Source organism: Microbacterium sp. NPDC055665, from assembly GCF_053618035.1.
In genome coordinates this window covers 710,517-728,403 of sequence record NZ_JBSHGY010000001.1, presented here as the reverse complement: position 1 = coordinate 728,403, position 17,887 = coordinate 710,517, and the positions used below count along the sequence as shown (strand labels likewise).

Here is a 17,887-nt window from a genome sequence, read left to right as displayed (position 1 = left end):
CGTGGAGGAAGATGTGCTCGACCCGACCGCATGGCGAGATGTCCCGCAGATCGCCTCGACCGGCACCCTGCCGGCGTGGGATCGCGTGGAGGAGATCGTGCGGGACGCGCACTCCCGTTACGAGCAGGAGCGTGGGGGTCGAGTCGCCGACTACATCCCCGTGCTCGCGGAGGTCGACCCCGAGCTCTTCGGCCTGGCGGTGATCGAAGTCGGCGGCGGGTTGCACGATGCCGGCGACGCCCTGCACCCCTTCTCCATCCAGTCGATCTCGAAGATGTTCGTCTACGCTCTCGCGATCCAGGAACACGGACACGAGCGTGTGCGCGAGATCGTCGGCGTGAACAACACCGGGCTCCCCTTCAACTCCGTGATGGCGTTGGAGCTCAACGACGGCCACCCGATGAACCCGATGGTCAATGCGGGAGCAATCGCCACCACCGCGCTCGTGCCGGGGAGCACTTCGGTCGAGCAGTGGGAACGTGTCCGGGAGGGACTGTCGGCGTTCGCAGGTCGTCCGCTGAGGCTCGACGGCGTCGTGTACGCGTCGGAAGCGGAGACGAACGACCGCAATCGTGCGCTCGGTCGTCTGCTGCGAAGCTACGGGCGGCTGACGGGCGACCCGGACGAGGTGGTCGATGTCTACACCCGCCAATGCGCCCTCAGCGTGACCGCCCATGACCTGGCGGTGATGGGAGCGACGCTCGCCGACGGGGGAGTGAACCCGGTCACCGGGGAGCGCGTGGTCTCGGCGGAGGTGTGCCGCGACACGCTCGCGGTCGTCGCATCGACAGGCCTGTACGAACGCTCCGGCGACTGGCTGTTCGAGATCGGGCTGCCCGCGAAGTCCGGCGTCTCCGGAGGCATCGTCGCCGTCGCCCCGGGCAAGGGCGCTGCGGCTGGATTCTCCCCGCGTCTCGACGAGGCCGGCAACTCCATCCGATCCCAGATGGCCATCGGCTACCTGTCGCGTGTGCTCGGGCTCAACCTGTTCGCCTCCGCACCGGCTCAGAGCAACCCCGCCACGATCGCACCCTCATCCGCAACCCGGGAGCAGCCATGACCCAGACGCAGCAGAGCCCGACCAAGACCTCGTGGTTGCCGATGGTCAGCCTGTTCCTCGCGCAGGTGCTGATGTCGTTCAACGTCGCGGCGCTGCCGATCTCGCTCGGCGGCATGGTGAGCGAGTTCGGCGTGCCGCCGACCGTGGCGAGCACCACCATCGTCATGTACGGTCTCGCCGTCGCCGCGCTCGTGATGACCGGCGCGAAACTCGGACAGCGAATCGGCTGGGTCGTCATCTTCCGGATCGTGATCGCGCTGTTCGCGGCCTCGTCCGTCATGATGATCCTCGCACCCACGGTGTGGTGGGCCATCGCCGGGCAGGCGGTCGCGGGAGCCGCGGCGGCGATCATCGTCCCGTCGATCGTCGCGCTCATCGCCGAGAACTACCGCGGCGCGCAGCAGGCGACGGCCATCGGGGCGATCGGCTCGGCGCGCGCGATCTCCGGTGTCAGCGCCTTCCTGATCGGCGGCACTCTGGGAACGTTGGTGGGCTGGCGGCCGATGTTCTTCATCGTGTTCGGGATCGCCGTCGTCGTGTTCGCACTGAGCTTCACCCTGCGCGGAGACCGTGGCGACGCGTCGATCCGGATCGATCTGGTGGCGTCGCTGCTCATCGGCGCCGGCATCGTCCTGCTGACCCTCGGATTCAACAACCTGAATTCCTGGGGTGCGGTCGCGGCGACCGCCGACGCCCCGTTCTCCGTGCTGGGGCTCTCTCCGGCGCCGATCTTCATCGTGGTGGGACTGGTCCTCGGACAGGCGTTCTTCCTCTGGACCAGGAAGCGGATGGCAGAGGGGAAGGTGCCGCTCATCGACCTGAGCGTCCTCGGCTCCTCGCGGGAACGGGCAGCCGTGTACGCGATGTTCATCGTGGTCGCGCTGGAAGCGTGCGTGAACTTCACGATCCCGCTCTACATCCAGATCGTGCAGGGACGCACTCCGTTCGACACCTCCATCGCGATGATGCCGTTCAATCTCACGGTCTTCGTCACGGCCACGCTCGTGGTGCGGCTGTACAAGCGCTTCCCGCCCCGCACGATCGGCGTCGCCGGCTTCATCCTCACCACGATGGCACTCGTGTGGCTGTCGTTCGTCGTGACCAACAACTGGGAGACGGTCCCCACGATCGCAGGCCTCATCGTCTTCGGCATCGGACAGGGCGCACTCGTCACGCTGGTCTTCAACGTGCTCGTGACCGCAGCGCCCGCCGAACTCGCCGGTGACGTCGGATCGCTGCGCGGCACCACACAGAACCTCGCGTCGGCAGTCGGCACGGCCCTCGCCGGCGCGCTTCTGGTCTCGCTCCTCGGGCTCAGCATCGGCCGGGCCGTGGTGGAGCACCCCGAGCTGCCGCCGTCGCTCGTCGCCCAGGTCGACATGGACAACCTCAACTTCGTCAGCAACGACGACCTCCGCGCCGCCCTCGAGGACACCGATGCGACACCGGCTCAGGTCGACGCGGCCGTCGCCATCAACGAGGAGTCTCGGTTGGGGACGCTCAAGCTCGGCCTGCTCCTCCTCGCCGGGATCAGTGCGCTGGCGATCCTCCCGGCCTCGCGGCTGCCGCAGTACCGACCGCACGAGATCCCCGACCCGTCGCCTGCGGCCGGCGGGGAGTGAGACTCAGCGGAGTTCGGAGATGAGCACGGCGCTCGTGCCGGGGGCGGCCGCCTCGAAGATGTGCGGTGCGTCGCCGGCGTACGTCAGGTAGTCGCCGGGGTTGAGGAGTACCGGCTCGTCGACCGGTCCGATCCGGGCCTGGCCGGAGATCAGGATGACGTGCTCGATCGTCCCGGCGTGGTGCGGGTCGGAGCGTCTTGCGTCGCCCGGTTCGGCCCGGATGAGGTAGACGTCGCGGCGGGCGCCGGGAGGGCTGGCCGACAGCAGCGTGGCGCTGTACGCGGCTGCGGAGGAGGGGACGCCGGCGAGGTCGTCGGCGCGGATCAGAGTGGGAGCGTTCGTCTGCTGGTCGACGAGCACCGCGAACGGTACTCCGAGCGCGACGCCGAGCGCCCACAGAGTCTCGACGCTCGGATTGCCTGCGCCGCTCTCGAGCTGCGACACCGTCGCCTTGGATACGTCGGCGCGGCGCGCGAGCTCGGAGATAGACAGGCCGACGGCCTCTCGTTCTCGGCGCAGAGTGCGGGCGATGCGCGTGCGGAGGTCTTCCATGCGTTCATCATGTCAAACGTTCGTTCGCTTGACTATCCGTACCTCGGTGTTCAGAATTATCATCATGTGTTCAGCGAAGCGAACAAGGGCGCGCCGGGTGAGCGATGACCGCCGAGCGTGAGGTCTGGCGCGAGGCGCTCGGCGTGGTGCTCGCGACCAGCGCTTATGGCGTCTCGTTCGGCGCGTTGGCCGTGGCGTCCGGGCTCGATGTCTGGCAGACCTGCGTCCTCAGCCTTTTGATGTTCACCGGGGGATCCCAGTTCGCCTTCGTCGGCGTCTTCACCGCCGGCGGTCTGGCCGCGCTGCCATCCGCAGTCGCATCCGCCGCCCTGCTCGGGGTGCGCAACGTCGCCTACGGAATGCGCATGTCGCCGATCGTGGGCGGGGGACCGGTGCGCAAGGCCGCCGCTGCGCACTTAACGATCGACGAGTCGACAGCTGTGGCGATCTCGCAAGGGAACCCGCGACTGCGGCAGGTGGGCTTCTGGGTGACCGGCATCGGCATCTTCGTGGGCTGGAACATCACGACGCTCGTCGGCGCGCTCGTCGGTGACGTGCTCGGCGATCCCCGGACCTGGGGATTGGATGCCGCGGCCGCAGCCGCCTTCCTCGCGCTGCTGTGGCCGCGGCTCCGGCAGCGGCAGGCCATCGCGGTGGGGGTGGCGGCCGCCGTGGTCGCCGCGGCGTTCACTCCGCTCCTCATGCCCGGCCTGCCGGTGTTGGTCGCGGCCGTCGTCGCGATCGCCGTCGGCTGGTTCAACTGGCTAGGCGGGCGCGGGACGACGCCGGATGATCGCGCCCGGGGCGCATCGGAGGGAGCATCATGAGCCTCTGGAGTGCGATCCTCCTCGCGGCCCTCATCTGCGTCGCGCTCAAAGCCGCCGGGTACCTGGTGCCGCCCAAGGTCCTCGAAGCACCTCGTACTGCTCGCATCTCCGACCTGCTGACCGTCGCGCTGCTGGCAGCGCTCGTCGCGGTGCAGACCCTCGGCGACGGTCAGGCGATCACGGTGGACGCGCGCGTGCCCGCCCTGCTGGTCGCGGGAGGGCTCCTGTGGCTCCGGCAATCGTTCCTCGTGGTCGTGGCAGCGGCCGCACTGGTCGCGGCGCTTCTGCGGCTCTTCGGCCTCGCCTCGTGACGGACTGCTCCGTCACAGGGGGCGCCGGTAGGATCGACGGGTGCGCGTGAGCTGGGTGTCGAGAGTGTTGTCGTGGGTCGCTGCGGCCCTGGTGGGCGGCGTCTACGGCATCGCCGGCACGATCGCGCACAGCGTGATGTGGGGGCCGATCCCGGTCGGTCTCATCGTGGCCGCCATCGCCTGCGCGGCGATCCTCGTCGCGGTGCGCGCTCTCACCCACGACCGGGGAGCGGCAGTCGCAGCCGGCCTCGGCATGATCGGCATGCTGGTGCTGATCTCGGGTGTGGGGCCCGGCGGATCCGTCGTCGTCCCGGACTCTCTCAGCGGACAGATCTGGACCTACCTGGTCGCGGGAATCGTCCTGCTCGTGATCGCCTGGCCCTCCTTTTCACGCGTCCCCGTGCGCACGGTCGCGCCTGCCGCGCAGGAACCCGAGCGCCACGAGTCGTAGACTGGAGGGGTGACGTATGTGATCGCCCTCCCGTGCGTCGATGTCAAGGATCGCGCCTGCATCGACGAGTGCCCCGTTGACTGCATCTACGAGGGTGAACGCTCGTTGTACATCCACCCCGATGAGTGTGTGGACTGCGGTGCCTGCGAACCGGTGTGCCCGGTCGAGGCCATCTACTACGAGGATGATCTGCCCGACGAGTGGCAGGACTACTACAAGGCGAACGTCGAGTTCTTCGACGAGATCGGCTCGCCCGGCGGCGCCGCCAAGGTCGGCGTCTACGACTTCGATCACCCGATCATCGCCGCCCTCCCGCCCCAGGGCGAGTAGGCGTCTTCTGTGAGCGTCCGCGACCTCGCCGACTACCCGTGGGATGCCGTCGTCCCGTTCCGTGAGCGCGCCGCGCAGCATCCGGAGGGTCTCGTGGATCTCTCCGTGGGGTCGCCGGTGGATCCGACGCCGGAACTCATCCGCCGTGCTCTGGCCGAGGCCACCGACGCACACGCCTATCCGCAGACGGTCGGCACGCCGACGCTGCGGGAGGCCATCGTCGACTGGTACGCGCGGCGCAGGGGAGTGCCCGATCTCCGGGTCGACAACGTCCTGCCGACGATCGGCTCCAAGGAGCTCGTCGCCCTGCTGCCCACGCTCCTCGGCCTCGGCGACGGCGACATCGTCGTGCACCCGCGAGTGGCCTACCCGACCTACGAGGTCGGCGCGCGAGTGGTCGGCGCGACGCCCCTGCCGGCCGACGACCCCGCGGAGTGGCCGGAGGGCACCAAGCTCATCTGGATCAACACTCCGGGCAATCCGGACGGCCGCACCTGGACGGTCGATGAGCTCGCTGCAGCCGTGCGCCGTGCGCGTGAGCTGGGGGCCGTCCTCGCGAGCGACGAGTGTTACGCCGAGCTGGGATGGGACGGAATCTGGGCGACCGAGCCGATTCCCTCGATCCTCGACCCTCGGGTGACCGGCGGCAGCAGGGCGAACCTGCTCAGCGTGTACTCGCTGAGCAAGCAGTCGAATCTCGCCGGCTATCGCGCCGCGTTCGTCGCCGGCTGCGCGCGCGTCGTCGGAGAACTGCTCACCGCGCGCAAGCACCTCGGACTCATGCCGCCCGCCCCCGTGCAGCACGCCATGGCGGTCGCGCTCGGCGACGACGAGCACGTCGCCGTCCAGAAGGAGCTGTACCGCACCAGGCGCGAAGCGCTGCGTCCCGCGCTCGAGGCCGCCGGCTTCCGCATCGACGGTTCGGAGGCCGGGCTGTACCTCTGGGCGACGGAAGGGCGCGATGCCTGGGAGTCGATGGGCCGCCTCGCAGACCTCGGCATCCTCGCCGGTCCCGGTCCGTTCTACGGTGCGAATTCCTCGCAGCATGTGCGCCTCGCGCTGACCGCTCCCACCGAGCGGGTGCGAGAAGGCGCGCGCCGGCTCAACGCCGCGGCTCTGTAGGTTTTCTCCGTGAAGAGGGCATCTGTTTGGCGGATGTCACAGTAGGCCTGTGTGCCTACTAGGCTGTAAAGGCGATTCGGTCGTGTCTCGACCTGGTGCCACAGCGCCGTGAGATCGCCAGTTCCGACTTGATCAAGATCTTGTCCGATACCACCGCGACCAGCGGGGTCGGACGCCAGGAGGAGGACCGCGTGAGCGCAGCGGCAGAGCAGACGGCGAAGCTGACGATCGGCGATACGACCGCCGAATTCCCGGTACTGCGCGGCACGGCAGGGCACGACAGCATCGACTTCTCGACGCTGACCCGGCAGACCGGCTACACGGGCCTCGACTACGGCTTCGTCAACACCGCGTCCACCAAGTCCGACATCACCTTCATCGACGGTGACAAGGGAATCCTGCGCTACCGCGGATATCCGATCGAGCAGCTGGCAGGGTCCACGAGCTACCTCGAGGTCGCGTGGCTCCTGATCTACGGCGAACTGCCCTCGGCCTCCGAGCTCGCGGAGTTCGACGAGAAGATCCGTCGCCACACGCTGCTGCACGAAGACCTCAAGCGCTTCTTCTCGGCGCTGCCGCACACCGCACACCCCATGTCGGTGCTCTCGTCGGCGGTCGCCGCCCTCTCGACGTACTACGAGGGGCAGACAGACCCGCACAACCCCGAGCACGTCGAGCTCAACATGGTGCGTATGCTCGCCAAGCTGCCCGTGATCGCGGCGTACGCGCACAAGAAGAGCGTCGGCCAGGCCTTCCTGTACCCCGACAACTCGCTGAGCTTCGTCGACAACTTCCTCAAGCTCAACTTCGGTGTGCACAGCGAGGAGTACGAGGTCAACCCGGTCATGTCGAAGGCGCTCGAGCTGCTCCTCATCCTCCACGAGGACCACGAGCAGAACGCCTCCACCTCGACCGTCCGCCTCGTGGGCTCCACCGGTGCGAACCAGTTCGCCTCGGTCTCCGCCGGTATCCAGGCACTCTCCGGCCCTCTGCACGGTGGCGCCAACGAGGCCGTCCTCACGATGCTGGGACAGATCCGCGACTCCGGCCAGAGCGTCTCGCGTTTCGTGGAGCGGGTGAAGAACAAGGAAGAGGGCGTGAAGCTCATGGGCTTCGGGCACCGCGTCTACAAGAACTACGACCCGCGCGCCAAGCTGGTCAAGGACGCAGCCGATGAGGTGCTCTCGTCGCTGGGCGTCACCGACCCGCTGCTCGACCTCGCGAAGGAGCTCGAGGAGCTCGCCCTCGCCGACGACTACTTCCGCGAGCGACGCCTGTACCCCAACGTCGACTTCTACACGGGCGTCATCTACAAGGCGATGGGCTTCCCGACCCGGATGTTCACGGTGCTGTTCGCCATCGGTCGTCTGCCCGGCTGGCTGGCGCAGTGGCGCGAGCTGCAGCTCGACCCGCAGACCAAGATCGGGCGCCCGCAGCAGCTCTACACGGGCTCTCCCGAGCGGTCGTTCCCGACTCGCTGAGCGCTGAACGAGAAAGCGCCCCTTCCGCCGAAGCGGAAGGGGCGCTTTTCTGTCTAGTGGAGTCCGCGGGTCAGCGACCCTGCGAGGTCCGGCCGCCACCCTGACGGGACTGACCGCTCTGCGTGGAGTAGCCACTGCCCTGGTAGCCGCCGCCCTGGCCGCCGGAGCCACCGGCGCGGGGACGGCGACGACGACGTGCGGGCGGGTTCGCCGCACCGCTCTTCTCGCCGCCGGCGGGACGCTGCTTGGACGACTGGCGCTGCTGCTGCTGCTGCGGAGCCTGCACCGGGGCCGGGCGCACGTGCGGTGCGCGCTCGGGAACCAGTGCGGTGATCGCCGCCGTGGTGACGTCTTCGAGGGGAGCGGTGATCGCGGCCTTGCGGAGCAGGTCCTTCACATCGCGGCGCTGCTCGGGCAGCACGACGGTCACGACGGTGCCGGCCGCACCGGCACGGGCCGTACGTCCGGAACGGTGCAGGTACGCCTTGTGCTCGACGGGCGGGTCGACATGGACGACCAGGTCGACGTTGTCGACGTGCACGCCGCGGGCTGCGACGTCGGTCGCGACGAGGACGCGCACGCCACCGTCTTCCGGGGCGGCCGAGAAGGCGCCGAGGTTGCGCTCACGCGCGTTCTGCGAGAGGTTGCCGTGCAGGTCGACGGCCGGGATCCCGGCTGCCGTGAGCTGCTTCGCGAGCTTCTTCGCCTGGTGCTTGGTGCGGGTGAAGAGGATGCGGCGACCGGTGCCGGAGGCGAGCTCCTTCACGAGAGCGGTCTTGTTGTCGGTGGAGTCGACGACCAGCACGCGGTGGGTCATCTCGCCGACGGGCACGCTCTCCTCGTCGACCTCGTGGCTGACCGCGTTCGAGAGGAAGCGGCGGGCGAGGGTGTCGATGCCGCGGTCCAGCGTCGCGCTGAACAGGAGGCGCTGGCCACCGGCCGGCGTCGCTGTGAGGATGCGGGTGACACCGGGGAGGAAGCCGAGGTCGGCCATGTGGTCGGCCTCGTCGAGCACCGTGACCTCGATCGCGCTGAGGCGCACGACCTGCTGCTTCATGAGGTCTTCGAGTCGACCGGGGCAGGCCACGACGATGTCGACGCCGCCGCGCAGCGCCTGCTCCTGCGGACGCTGGCTGACGCCGCCGAAGACGGTCGTGACGCGCAGGCCGGCGGCCTCGGCGAGCGGGGCGATGGTCGCGGCGATCTGCGTCGCGAGCTCGCGGGTCGGGGCGAGGACGAGTCCGCGCGGGAGGCCGGCGCGGCGCTGTCCGCCGGAAGCGGCGAGGCGCGCCACGAGCGGCAGGGCGAAGGCGATGGTCTTGCCGCTGCCCGTGCGTCCGCGACCGAGGAGGTCGCGTCCTGCGAGGGAGTCGGGAAGGGTGTCGCGCTGGATCGCGAAGGCCTCGGTCTTGCCGGAATCGGCGAGAACGGCGGCGAGCTCGGCGGGAACGCCGAGTTCAAGGAAAGTAGACATGCAGAAACTCCGTCAGCGCACGAGTGATCGGCGCGAGATAAGGGGTGAGGTGGGCGACGGCGCAGGAATTGCGCATCGGTTCGCCGTTCGAAATGCCAGCTCATGCTGGTGGTGGGAGCAGCTTCTGCTCGCTTTGGTCCTCGGAGACCCCATGACGACGACGATGTTGCAGCACCGGCGGTGCAGACAACGGTGTCAGTCTAACAGTGCGCGTATGTGATCAGCTGCATGTCGACTGCGGACGCGGGTCGAGCCTGCCGGCTGAGGCGACTCTCAGGCGTGGAGAGCCTCGTTGAGCGTCACGCCCACGCCGGCGCGGCGCACGGCCTCGACGGCGCCGCTGAGGGAGTTCCGGCGGAAGAGCAACCCGTCCTGGCCGGAGAGATCTCCGCCCTTCACGGTCTTCCGCCCGCCGTCCGGAGTCACCGGGCCGTCGACCAGCACGACCTTCGTCCCGGCGGTCACGTAGAGGCCGGCTTCCACGACGCAGTCGTCGCCGAGCGAGATGCCGATGCCCGCGTTGGCCCCGAGCAGGGTGCGCGCGCCGATCGACACCCGATGCGTGCCTCCGCCCGACAGCGTGCCCATGATCGAGGAACCGCCGCCGATGTCGCTGCCGTCGCCGACGACGACCCCCTGCGAGATGCGGCCCTCGACCATCGAGGAGCCGAGCGTCCCGGCGTTGAAGTTGACGAAACCCTCGTGCATGACGGTGGTGCCGGGGGAGAGGTGTGCGCCGAGCCGCACGCGCGAGGCGTCGGCGATCCGGACGCCCGCGGGCTGGACGTAGTCGGTGAGGCGGGGGAACTTGTCCAGGCCCTGCACCTGGATGCCGGCGCGCTGGAGGTGCGGTCGCAGACGGGCGGCGTCGGCGGGGAGCACCGGGCCGGCGTTCGTCCAGGCGACGTTCGGCAGGTGGCCGAAGATGCCGTCCAGGTTCAACTCGTTGGGGCGCACGACGAGGTGCGAGAGAGCGTGCAGGCGGAGGTACGCGTCGGCCGTGGAAGCGGGAGCTTCGTCGAGGTCGATCTGGAGCTGGATGATCTCGACGGTCACGTTCCGTCGTTCATCGGCACCGACGAGGGGCTCGAGGGCGGAGACGGCGGCATCGTCTGCCGTGAGGATTCCCGCGCGCACGTCCGGGAACCACGCATCGAGAACCGTGCCATCGCCGGCGATCGTGGTCAGGCCGATACCCCATACAGTGCGTGCGTCGCTCATGCCTCCACGCTATCGCGCCGTGGGGTGGGGGACTTCACGCATGACGGGGTAAGTAGGCTTGACCCATGGTGCTCGATCTGACCGCGTCCTCCGTCGACCTCACTCGTGCGATCTGCGACATCCCGAGCGTGTCCGGCGACGAGAAGACGCTCGCCGACGCAATCGAGGCGGCGATCACCCCGCTGTCCCACCTCGAGGTGTTCCGTCACGGGAACACGATCGTCGCCCGCACCGATCTCGGTCGTGCCCAGCGCGTCGCCATCGCCGGACACATCGACACCGTGCCGATCAACGCGAACCTGCCGACCAGGGACATGGAGATCGACGGCGTGCCCTACCTCTGGGGGCGCGGAACCGTCGACATGAAGGCGGGCACGGCCGTGCAGCTCAAGCTCGCGGCAGAGCTCACCGATCCCGCGATCGACATCACCTGGATGTGGTACGACAACGAAGAGATCGAGGCGTCCAAGAACGGTCTCGGCCTGCTCGCCGCCGTACGACCCGACCTGTTCCAGGCGGACTTCGCGATCCTCGGCGAACCGTCCAACGGCGAGGTCGAGGGCGGGTGCAACGGCACGCTGCGCGCGATCGTGCGCACCACCGGCGTTCGCGCGCACAGCGCACGCGCCTGGATCGGCGAGAACGCGATCCACCGTGCAGCGCCGATCCTGACCCGGCTCGCGGAGTACCGGGCCAAAGAGGTGCCGGTCGAGGGGTTGCTGTACCGGGAGAGCCTGAGCGCCGTGCGCATCGCCGGTGGTGTCGCGGGCAATGTCATCCCCGACGCGTGCGAGGTCGAGGTCAACTACCGCTTCGCTCCCAGCAAGTCCGCCGCAGATGCTGAAGCGCACCTCCGCGGGGTACTCGCCGGCTTCGATATCGAGATCACCGATGCCGCCGAGGGCGCGCGCCCCGGACTCGACGCCGAGATCGCGAAGCAGTTCGTGGCGGCTGTGGGCGCGGAGCCGCGCCCGAAGTACGGCTGGACTGACGTCGCCCGGTTCTCGGCGCTCGGCATCCCGGCGGTGAACTACGGCCCGGGCGACCCGCATCTCGCGCACCACGATGAGGAGCGGGTGCCGCTCGCGCAGATCGACGCCGTGGAGCGGGGCCTGCGCGCATGGCTCACCTCGCGCTGAGCGCGGTCCGCCGGTGGACGCAGACGCCTGTCCCGCTGAAAATCGCGGTCATCTACCTCGCCGCGCGGGCGACGACCACGATCTTCCTGCTCATCGCCGCGTCGCTGTCGACGTCGTTCTCGCGCTTCGGCGCCGACGCCGGACTCGACGACTTCGTCCTCGGGTGGGACGCCCAGTGGTACTGGCTGGTCGCCGAAGCCGGCTATCCCGCCGAGCTTCCTCGGACGGAGTCGGGCGAGGTCGCCGAGAATGCCTGGGCTTTCATGCCGGTGTTCGCATATGCGGCGAAGGCGGTGGGCTTCGTCTTCGGATCGTGGGGAGTCGGCGCTCTCCTGATCTCGTTGGCGGCCGGATACCTGGCCTGTCTCGCTCTTCATCGTCTGCTCCGTGACCGTATCGGCGCGTCCGCCGCTCTCTGGGCGGTCGTGTTCTTCGCCGCCGGGCCCATCGCGGCGATGTTCCAGGTCGGCTACGCCGAGACCCTCTTCCTGCTTCTGCTGTTCCTCGCGCTCGACGCGACGATCAGACACGAGTACGGCCGGCTCTACCTCCTGATCCCGGTGATGGCCTTCACGCGCCCGGGGATCCTCGCGTTCGCCCTCTACCTCGGGCTGCACGGCGTCGTGCGCTGGTTCCGTCGCAGAGCGGAACCGCTCTCCGGGCGGGAGGTCGGGCACATCATCGCGCTCGGGGCGCTCGCGACCGCGGCGGGCTTCGCCTGGCAAGTGATCGCGGGCATCGTCACGCGCGATCCCGGTGCCTACCTCGCGACCGAACTCGCGTGGCGCCGGCACTGGGTCACCGGAGGGGTCGACGGGTTCGTCCCGTTCGAGGGGTGGGTTCAGGCCTCGGAGTTCTGGTTCGCCCTCTGGGGCATGCCGCAGTGGTGGGGGCCGGTGGCGCTCGTGCTGCTGGTCGCGGCCGCCGCAGCTGCTCTCCTCCTGTCACCCCAGGTGCGTGCGCTCGGCAGCGACGTGCGTCTGTGGAGCGCGAGTTACCTGCTGTACCTCCTTGCGGTGTTCTTCCCGCAGTCGAGCACCTTCCGCCTGCTGCTACCGCTCAGTCCGCTCTGGGGGGCCGTCGCGGTTCCGCGGTCGCGGTGGTGGCGCGTGGGGGTGGTGGCCCTCTGTCTCCTGGGCCAATGGTTCTGGATCTACCACGTGTATGCGCTCGGGAGCACGTTCTGGCAGGTGCCCTGACGTCGCCGGGCGACCTAATTGTTGCCCGGTGACCTCCAGGTCCCGGTGACACCCGATAAACTCATTCCATACCACCGGAGGAAAGGGAGCCACGATGGCAGCGATGAAGCCGAGGACCGGAGACGGACCTATGGAGGCCGTGAAAGAAGGACGACTCATCATCGTGCGCGTTCCGCTCGAAGGCGGCGGCCGTCTGGTCGTCTCCGTGAACGACGCCGAGGCCAAGGAGCTTCACGACGTGCTTGCCGCCGTCGTGGCACCGGCCTGATCGATCTGGGGTCCGCATCCGCGGATCCGGAAGGGCGGCGGATCTTCGGATCCGCCGCCCTTCGTCGACTCCGGGGAGCACCCGGAGCGAGGTTCTCGTCAGTCGCTGTCGGCGAGTCTGATCAGCTGGAGCAGTCCTTCACCCGCGGGTGACACGGTCGCCAGGACGGCCGAGGATTCCTGGGTCTCCTGCACCAGCGAGCGGTAGGCCGACGTGACCTCATCGCGCTGCACGGGGTCGGCGACGCGGCCGCCGCCGAGGATCCGCGGGACCAGGACCATGCCGCCCGTGCGGGCGAGGCGGAGTCCGTGCTCGACGTACTCGATGATGTGGTCGGGGTCCGCGTCGACGAGCACGATGTCGTACGAGGACTCATTCATGCGGGGGAGCACGTCTATCGCGCGACCGGTGATGAACCGCACCTTGGTGGACGGCACCTTCGCGTCGGCGAAAGCCTGTCGTGCGGCTGCGAGATGCTCGGGCTCGTTGTCGATCGAGGTGAGCACGGCCTGCGGAGCTCCGCGCAGCAGCCAGAGTCCGGAGACTCCCGCACCGGTGCCGATCTCGACGATCGATCGTGCACCGGTTGCTGCGGCGAGAACGGCGATCTGGGAACCGACGACGGTGCTGATCGGCATCGCGCCGAGTTCGACCGCGTGTGCGCGCGCCCGTGCGATGGAGTCGGGTTCCACGATGGACTCGCGAAGGAATCGCGCGTTCGCGTCGTGCTCGCTCATGGCCTGTCTCTCCCTGCCTGCCCGGTGATTCCCTCCAGAGTATTCGCTCGGTGTACCTGCGCACGGCAGGCGCGACGGTAGCCTGTAGAGATGACGTTCGGGCTCACCTTCGAGAAGCTGTTGCTGATCGGTCTCATCGCGGTCCTCATCATCGGCCCTGAGCGTCTTCCGCGAGCAGCCGAGGGCTTCTCCCGCATGGTCCGCAAGGCCGGCGAGTACCTGCGCTCGACCAAGTCCCGCATGCGCGAGGAGATGGGCCCGGAGCTCGACGATGTGGACTGGCGCAAGCTCGACCCGCGTCAGTACGATCCCCGACGGATCATCCGCGACGCGCTCTTCGAGGAGCCGCAGCCGGCGACTCCCGCCCAGGCGAAGGAGACGATCGCCGAGCCGATCGCTCCCCGTGCGCTCCCGCAGGAGTTCAGCGCGAGCAACCGGCCTCCGTTCGATCCCGAAGCCACGTGACGCGAGGGCGGCTCGCCGATCGCGACGCCGTGGCATTCGGGTTCTCCGCTCTGTGCGCGTGCATCGGCGTCCTGATCTGGACGCTGTGGGTGATGCCTGTCGCAGCATCCGTGGGAGAGGCGGACCCGCTTCCGCTCGGACGAGGGCAGACGGTCGAGCTGAATGCGGGCGAACGCGTCGGCATCTGGGGCAGCGGTGTCTCCGCGATGCTCGGGACGCTGGAGTGCTCGGTGTCGGGTTCGGACGGAGACCTGCTCGCTCAGCGCGGAGGCCCCTCGCTGTCCTGGGATGACACGCTCTGGTGGATGACCCCGAAGCGCGGGTTCGAACAGCACACCCAGTTCACGAGCGTGGATGCGGGTGTTCACACCGTCACCTGCAGTGACTCGCTCGACACGTATGACGGCGAGTTCCTCATCGCCGGTGACACCTTCGGAAGCGGCTCCATCGGGCTCGGCCGCACCGGTGGGAGCGACTTCGCCACGGGGACGCTCCTGGCGTTCGGCGCGGTGTTCTGTCTCCCCGTCGCCGTCCTGCTGCCCGTCGTCATCCTGATCCGACGACTGGTCACCAGACGCAGGAGCGCACGGAATTCGCAGCGCGCCGGCGCATCCTGGACAGCGCCGCCGGGGTCTTAGACCACCTGCACCCTCAGCCGATCGTCATCGGCAGTGAGCGGCCGGAAAGGCCCCGGCCCTGTCGAGCGAGCGAGCGTGCGAGGTCGCGGATCGTCGTGGCTGCGGAATCCGTCGTCTCACCGGCGACGATCGGGAGGCCGGCGTCGCCACCCTCGCGGAGCGCGGGACTCAGCGGGATCGAGGCCAGCAGCGGGACCGTCGCCCCCGGCTCGGAGAGAGCCTCGGCGACCGCCGCCCCTCCGCCCGAGCCGAACAGATCGATGACCGTGCCGTCGGGGAGCGTGTACGCCGCCATGTTCTCGATGACGCCGATCACCCGCTGCCCCGTCTGCCGTGCGACGAGTCCGCTGCGGATGGCCACCTCTGCGGCAGCGGTCTGCGGGGTCGTCACGACCAGCACCTCCGCATGCGGGAGGAGCTGGCCGATCGAGATGGCGATGTCGCCGGTGCCGGGCGGCATGTCGATGAGCAGCACATCGAGGTCGCCGAAGAACACATCGGTGAGGAACTGCTGCACCGTGCGGTGCAGCATCGGTCCCCGCCACGCCACCACGGACTCCCCGTCGCGGAGGAACATGCCGATCGAGATGGTCTTCACGCCGTGCGCGACCGGGGGCAGCATGAGGTCGTCGATACGCGTCGGCTGCGTGCCCGCCGGGATGCCGAGGAGCCCCGGGATCGAGAATCCGTGCACGTCGGCATCGACCAGGCCGACCGACAGCCCCTGGTCGGCGAGAGCCACGGCGAGATTCGCGGTCACGGTCGACTTGCCGACGCCGCCCTTGCCACTGGAGACGAGGATCACGCGGGTGAGCGAGTCCGGGCCGAACGGCATGTGACGGGCCGGCCTGCCGTCGCGGAGCTTCTCGGTGAGAGCCTTGCGCTCTGCCGGAGTCATCACGCCCACCTCGACGTCGACCGACGTGATGCCGGGCACGGAGGCGGCAGCCTCGCGCACGTCGGACTCGATGCGCGTCGCGGCCGGGCAGCCCACGATGGTCAGCACGATGCCGACCTGAGCCCGGTCGCCGTCCACAGCGATCTCGCGGACCATGTCGAGCTCGCCGATCGGGCGGCGCAGCTCCGGATCCGTCACCGCGGAGACGGCGGCGCGGACGAGGTCGGCCTCGGTCACGAGGCGGCGCCTGCGGTCGGTTTGTCCCCGTCGTCCTCGAGCTCGGCGAGGAGGGCCTTCAGCTCCTGCCGCAGCACGTCGCGCGTCACGGCCTGCGCGTTGCGTTCCTCGAGCGCCATGCGCAGCGCCACGATCTCACGGGCGAGGTACTCGGTGTCGGCGAGGTTGCGCTCCGCGCGCTGCCGGTCCTGCTCGATCTGCACCCGGTCGCGGTCGTCCTGGCGGTTCTGCGCGAGGAGGATGAGCGGTGCGGCGTACGAGGCCTGCAGCGAGAGCATGAGCGTCAGCGCGGTGAAGCCGAGGGCCGCATCGTCGAAGCGCAGGTTCTCGGGCATCAGCGTGTTCCAGACGATCCAGACCACGCAGAACAGGCTGAGGATGACCAGGAACGCGGGGGTGCCCATCGCGCGGGCGACCCACTCGGTGAAGCGGCCGAACCGGTCGCGCGAGGTCGCCCGGGGCCGTGTCGTGGTGCGGCCCGGCGCGTCGAGGCGCGGGGAGCGGGGCATCAGCGCGCCTCCTTCGCGGGAGAGGGTGTGTCGTCGCTGTCGTGCGATCGCCAGTCGTCGGGGAGCAGGTAGTCGAGCACGTCGTCGATGCTGATCGCGCCCACCAGGCGGTGGGCTGCGTCGATCACCGGCAGTGAGACGAGGTCGTAGCTCGCCAGCAGCCGCGCCACCTCGGCGGCGGATGCGGTGACGGGAACGGGTTCGAGGCTGTCGTCGAGGATCGCGCCGAGTCGCTCGTGCGGCGGGTAGCGCAGCATCCGCTGGAAGTGCACGAGGCCGAGCAGGCGTCCGGTCGGCGTCTCGAACGGCGGCAGGGTCACGAAGACCGCAGCGGCCAGCGCGGGGTGCAGTTCGTGGCGGCGGATCAGGGCCAGCGCCTCCGCGACGGTCGCGTCGGCGGAGAGGATGATCGGCTCCGGGGTCATCAGACCGCCCGCCGTGTCGGGACCGTAACGCAGCAGCATCCGCACGTCTTCGGCCTCTTCCGGTTCCATCAGCTCGAGCAGCTGCTCGAGCCGGTCCGGTGCCAGTTGGGCGAGCAGATCGGCGGCGTCGTCGGGTTCCATCTGGTCGAGGATGTCGGCTGCGCGCTCGTCACCCAGACGATCGAGGATGTGCACCTGCTCGTCCTCGGGCATCTCCTCGAGGGCGTCGGCGAGACGGTCGTCCGACAACTCTTCGGCCACCTCGATCATGCGCTGCTGCGGAAGATCGAGCAGGGTGTTGGCGAGGTCGGCGGCGTGCAGTTCGGAGTATGAGGCGACGAGCTGCTCGGCGGACTGCGATTCACCCGGTGCGCGCTGCTCGGCCACCTCGCTCCAGGCGGCGAACGTGGTCGGGCCCTTCGCGAACGGCGAGGCACTGGTCTTCGGGCGGCGGAGGAACAGCTGGCTGATCGCCCATTCGCCGAGGCGGTTGGGCTCGATCGCGACGTCTTCGATGACGGCCGTGCCGCTGCCGTCCACGAAGCTCACGCGTCGTCCGAGCATCTCGGCGAGAACACGCACCTCGCCGGCGCGGGGAGAGAAGCGGCGCACGTTGATCAGGCCGGTGGTGATGACCTGTCCGGAACGGATCGAGGTGACCCGGCCGATCGAGAGGAACACATGGCGTCGTCCCGGGATCTCCACGACCAGACCGATCACGCGGGGCGCCGCGGTACTTCGGTACACGACGACGACATCCCGGACTTTGCCGAGCCGGTCGCCGAGGGGGTCGAAGACGGCGCACCCGGCGAGGCGCGCGGCGAAAACCCGTTGTGTGCTCACTTCTCCAGAGTAGTCGGCGGGTCCGGTCGGCGGCGGGATGGTCGCGTCTCGGGCTCCCGAGCGGTGCGCATGGAAGAA

The 17,887-nt window shown here is 69.1% G+C and carries 20 protein-coding genes; 13 read left to right on the top strand and 7 right to left on the bottom strand.

The window, feature by feature from the left end:
* Nucleotides 1–13 precede the first annotated feature (13 nt).
* Nucleotides 14–1,060, top strand: a complete 1,047-nt coding sequence (glsA, locus tag ACWGO6_RS03485) for a glutaminase A (protein ID WP_452325849.1) — start codon at nt 14–16, stop codon at nt 1,058–1,060.
* Complete coding sequence (locus tag ACWGO6_RS03480; RefSeq protein WP_136043569.1) at nt 1,057–2,682, top strand: MFS transporter; 1,626 nt, start codon at nt 1,057–1,059, stop codon at nt 2,680–2,682. The genes glsA and ACWGO6_RS03480 overlap by 4 nt, the downstream gene beginning before the upstream one ends.
* 3 nt (nt 2,683–2,685) lie before the next feature.
* Here ACWGO6_RS03480 and ACWGO6_RS03475 read toward each other — a convergent pair whose 3' ends face one another.
* Entirely contained in the window at nt 2,686–3,234 is a 549-nt protein-coding gene (locus tag ACWGO6_RS03475) for a helix-turn-helix domain-containing protein (RefSeq protein ID WP_136043570.1), read from the bottom strand.
* Between the two features lie 104 nt (nt 3,235–3,338).
* On the opposite strand from ACWGO6_RS03475, the gene ACWGO6_RS03470 reads away from it, so the two are divergent.
* The 6 genes from ACWGO6_RS03470 (at nt 3,339) to ACWGO6_RS03445 (ending at nt 7,756) form a co-directional block, all read left to right on the top strand.
* Nucleotides 3,339–4,061, top strand: a complete 723-nt coding sequence (locus ACWGO6_RS03470) for an AzlC family ABC transporter permease (protein WP_452325848.1) — start codon at nt 3,339–3,341, stop codon at nt 4,059–4,061.
* Nucleotides 4,058–4,372 carry an AzlD domain-containing protein gene (locus ACWGO6_RS03465; RefSeq protein ID WP_029262903.1) on the top strand — a complete coding sequence of 105 codons (315 nt, stop codon included), beginning with the start codon at nt 4,058–4,060 and terminating at the stop codon, nt 4,370–4,372. Before ACWGO6_RS03470 ends, ACWGO6_RS03465 begins: the two co-directional genes overlap by 4 nt.
* 40 nt (nt 4,373–4,412) lie before the next feature.
* On the top strand, nt 4,413–4,823 hold the full coding sequence (locus tag ACWGO6_RS03460; protein ID WP_029262902.1) for a hypothetical protein: 411 nt from the start codon (nt 4,413–4,415) through the stop codon (nt 4,821–4,823).
* A gap of 9 nt (nt 4,824–4,832) precedes the next feature.
* Entirely contained in the window at nt 4,833–5,153 is a 321-nt protein-coding gene (gene fdxA, locus ACWGO6_RS03455) for a ferredoxin (RefSeq protein WP_136043573.1), read from the top strand.
* Nucleotides 5,154–5,162: 9 nt separating this feature from the next.
* Nucleotides 5,163–6,275 (top strand): succinyldiaminopimelate transaminase, encoded by a 1,113-nt coding sequence (gene dapC, locus ACWGO6_RS03450; RefSeq protein WP_452325847.1) that lies wholly within the window; start codon nt 5,163–5,165, stop codon nt 6,273–6,275.
* A gap of 191 nt (nt 6,276–6,466) precedes the next feature.
* Nucleotides 6,467–7,756, top strand: a complete 1,290-nt coding sequence (locus ACWGO6_RS03445) for a citrate synthase (protein ID WP_081859847.1) — start codon at nt 6,467–6,469, stop codon at nt 7,754–7,756.
* Nucleotides 7,757–7,826: 70 nt separating this feature from the next.
* Here the strand turns inward: ACWGO6_RS03445 and ACWGO6_RS03440 are convergent, their stop codons facing one another.
* Both ACWGO6_RS03440 and dapD read right to left on the bottom strand, forming a co-directional pair.
* Entirely contained in the window at nt 7,827–9,230 is a 1,404-nt protein-coding gene (locus tag ACWGO6_RS03440) for a DEAD/DEAH box helicase (RefSeq protein WP_452325846.1), read from the bottom strand.
* Between the two features lie 273 nt (nt 9,231–9,503).
* Nucleotides 9,504–10,451: a 2,3,4,5-tetrahydropyridine-2,6-dicarboxylate N-succinyltransferase gene (gene dapD / locus ACWGO6_RS03435; RefSeq protein ID WP_452325845.1), complete on the bottom strand. Its 948-nt coding sequence runs from the start codon at nt 10,449–10,451 to the stop codon at nt 9,504–9,506.
* Between the two features lie 65 nt (nt 10,452–10,516).
* Here dapD and dapE point away from each other — a divergent pair, with 65 nt between their 5' ends.
* The 3 genes from dapE to ACWGO6_RS03420 all read left to right on the top strand — a co-directional run bounded on the left by dapE (nt 10,517) and on the right by ACWGO6_RS03420 (nt 13,057).
* Nucleotides 10,517–11,590 (top strand): succinyl-diaminopimelate desuccinylase, encoded by a 1,074-nt coding sequence (dapE, locus tag ACWGO6_RS03430; RefSeq protein WP_452325844.1) that lies wholly within the window; start codon nt 10,517–10,519, stop codon nt 11,588–11,590.
* Nucleotides 11,572–12,789: a hypothetical protein gene (locus ACWGO6_RS03425; protein WP_452325843.1), complete on the top strand. Its 1,218-nt coding sequence runs from the start codon at nt 11,572–11,574 to the stop codon at nt 12,787–12,789. Before dapE ends, ACWGO6_RS03425 begins: the two co-directional genes overlap by 19 nt.
* A gap of 94 nt (nt 12,790–12,883) precedes the next feature.
* Entirely contained in the window at nt 12,884–13,057 is a 174-nt protein-coding gene (locus tag ACWGO6_RS03420) for a DUF3117 domain-containing protein (protein WP_017203323.1), read from the top strand.
* Nucleotides 13,058–13,155: 98 nt separating this feature from the next.
* On the opposite strand, the gene ACWGO6_RS03415 is transcribed toward ACWGO6_RS03420, so the two are convergent.
* Entirely contained in the window at nt 13,156–13,794 is a 639-nt protein-coding gene (locus tag ACWGO6_RS03415; RefSeq protein WP_136043579.1) for an O-methyltransferase, read from the bottom strand.
* Nucleotides 13,795–13,884: 90 nt separating this feature from the next.
* Here ACWGO6_RS03415 and ACWGO6_RS03410 point away from each other — a divergent pair, with 90 nt between their 5' ends.
* Nucleotides 13,885–14,259: a Sec-independent protein translocase family protein gene (locus ACWGO6_RS03410; RefSeq protein WP_136043580.1), complete on the top strand. Its 375-nt coding sequence runs from the start codon at nt 13,885–13,887 to the stop codon at nt 14,257–14,259.
* Nucleotides 14,256–14,897: a hypothetical protein gene (locus tag ACWGO6_RS03405; protein WP_136043581.1), complete on the top strand. Its 642-nt coding sequence runs from the start codon at nt 14,256–14,258 to the stop codon at nt 14,895–14,897. The genes ACWGO6_RS03410 and ACWGO6_RS03405 overlap by 4 nt, the downstream gene beginning before the upstream one ends.
* A 13-nt stretch (nt 14,898–14,910) precedes the next feature.
* Here the strand turns inward: ACWGO6_RS03405 and ACWGO6_RS03400 are convergent, their stop codons facing one another.
* From ACWGO6_RS03400 to ACWGO6_RS03390, 3 genes are read right to left on the bottom strand one after another with little or no spacing between them, the layout of a single operon-like run.
* Nucleotides 14,911–16,032, bottom strand: a complete 1,122-nt coding sequence (locus ACWGO6_RS03400) for an Mrp/NBP35 family ATP-binding protein (RefSeq protein ID WP_452325842.1) — start codon at nt 16,030–16,032, stop codon at nt 14,911–14,913.
* On the bottom strand, nt 16,029–16,541 hold the full coding sequence (locus ACWGO6_RS03395) for a DUF1003 domain-containing protein (RefSeq protein WP_136043583.1): 513 nt from the start codon (nt 16,539–16,541) through the stop codon (nt 16,029–16,031). The genes ACWGO6_RS03400 and ACWGO6_RS03395 overlap by 4 nt, the downstream gene beginning before the upstream one ends.
* Nucleotides 16,541–17,809 (bottom strand): magnesium transporter MgtE N-terminal domain-containing protein, encoded by a 1,269-nt coding sequence (locus tag ACWGO6_RS03390; RefSeq protein WP_136043584.1) that lies wholly within the window; start codon nt 17,807–17,809, stop codon nt 16,541–16,543. Before ACWGO6_RS03390 ends, ACWGO6_RS03395 begins: the two co-directional genes overlap by 1 nt.
* Nucleotides 17,810–17,887 lie beyond the last annotated feature (78 nt).

What these genes read in the sequence shown, in the direction of transcription:
- ACWGO6_RS03395 (WP_136043583.1), bottom strand. Translation starts at nt 16,541, where the DNA reads ATGCCCCGCTCCCCGCGCCTCGACGCGCCGGGCCGCACCACGACACGG.
- dapE (WP_452325844.1), top strand. Translation starts at nt 10,517, where the DNA reads ATGGTGCTCGATCTGACCGCGTCCTCCGTCGACCTCACTCGTGCGATC.
- ACWGO6_RS03465 (WP_029262903.1), top strand. Translation starts at nt 4,058, where the DNA reads ATGAGCCTCTGGAGTGCGATCCTCCTCGCGGCCCTCATCTGCGTCGCG.
- ACWGO6_RS03420 (WP_017203323.1), top strand. Translation starts at nt 12,884, where the DNA reads ATGGCAGCGATGAAGCCGAGGACCGGAGACGGACCTATGGAGGCCGTG.
- ACWGO6_RS03425 (WP_452325843.1), top strand. Translation starts at nt 11,572, where the DNA reads ATGGCTCACCTCGCGCTGAGCGCGGTCCGCCGGTGGACGCAGACGCCT.
- ACWGO6_RS03410 (WP_136043580.1), top strand. Translation starts at nt 13,885, where the DNA reads ATGACGTTCGGGCTCACCTTCGAGAAGCTGTTGCTGATCGGTCTCATC.
- ACWGO6_RS03470 (WP_452325848.1), top strand. Translation starts at nt 3,339, where the DNA reads ATGACCGCCGAGCGTGAGGTCTGGCGCGAGGCGCTCGGCGTGGTGCTC.
- dapD (WP_452325845.1), bottom strand. Translation starts at nt 10,451, where the DNA reads ATGAGCGACGCACGCACTGTATGGGGTATCGGCCTGACCACGATCGCC.
- ACWGO6_RS03440 (WP_452325846.1), bottom strand. Translation starts at nt 9,230, where the DNA reads ATGTCTACTTTCCTTGAACTCGGCGTTCCCGCCGAGCTCGCCGCCGTT.
- ACWGO6_RS03480 (WP_136043569.1), top strand. Translation starts at nt 1,057, where the DNA reads ATGACCCAGACGCAGCAGAGCCCGACCAAGACCTCGTGGTTGCCGATG.
- ACWGO6_RS03415 (WP_136043579.1), bottom strand. Translation starts at nt 13,794, where the DNA reads ATGAGCGAGCACGACGCGAACGCGCGATTCCTTCGCGAGTCCATCGTG.
- ACWGO6_RS03475 (WP_136043570.1), bottom strand. Translation starts at nt 3,234, where the DNA reads ATGGAAGACCTCCGCACGCGCATCGCCCGCACTCTGCGCCGAGAACGA.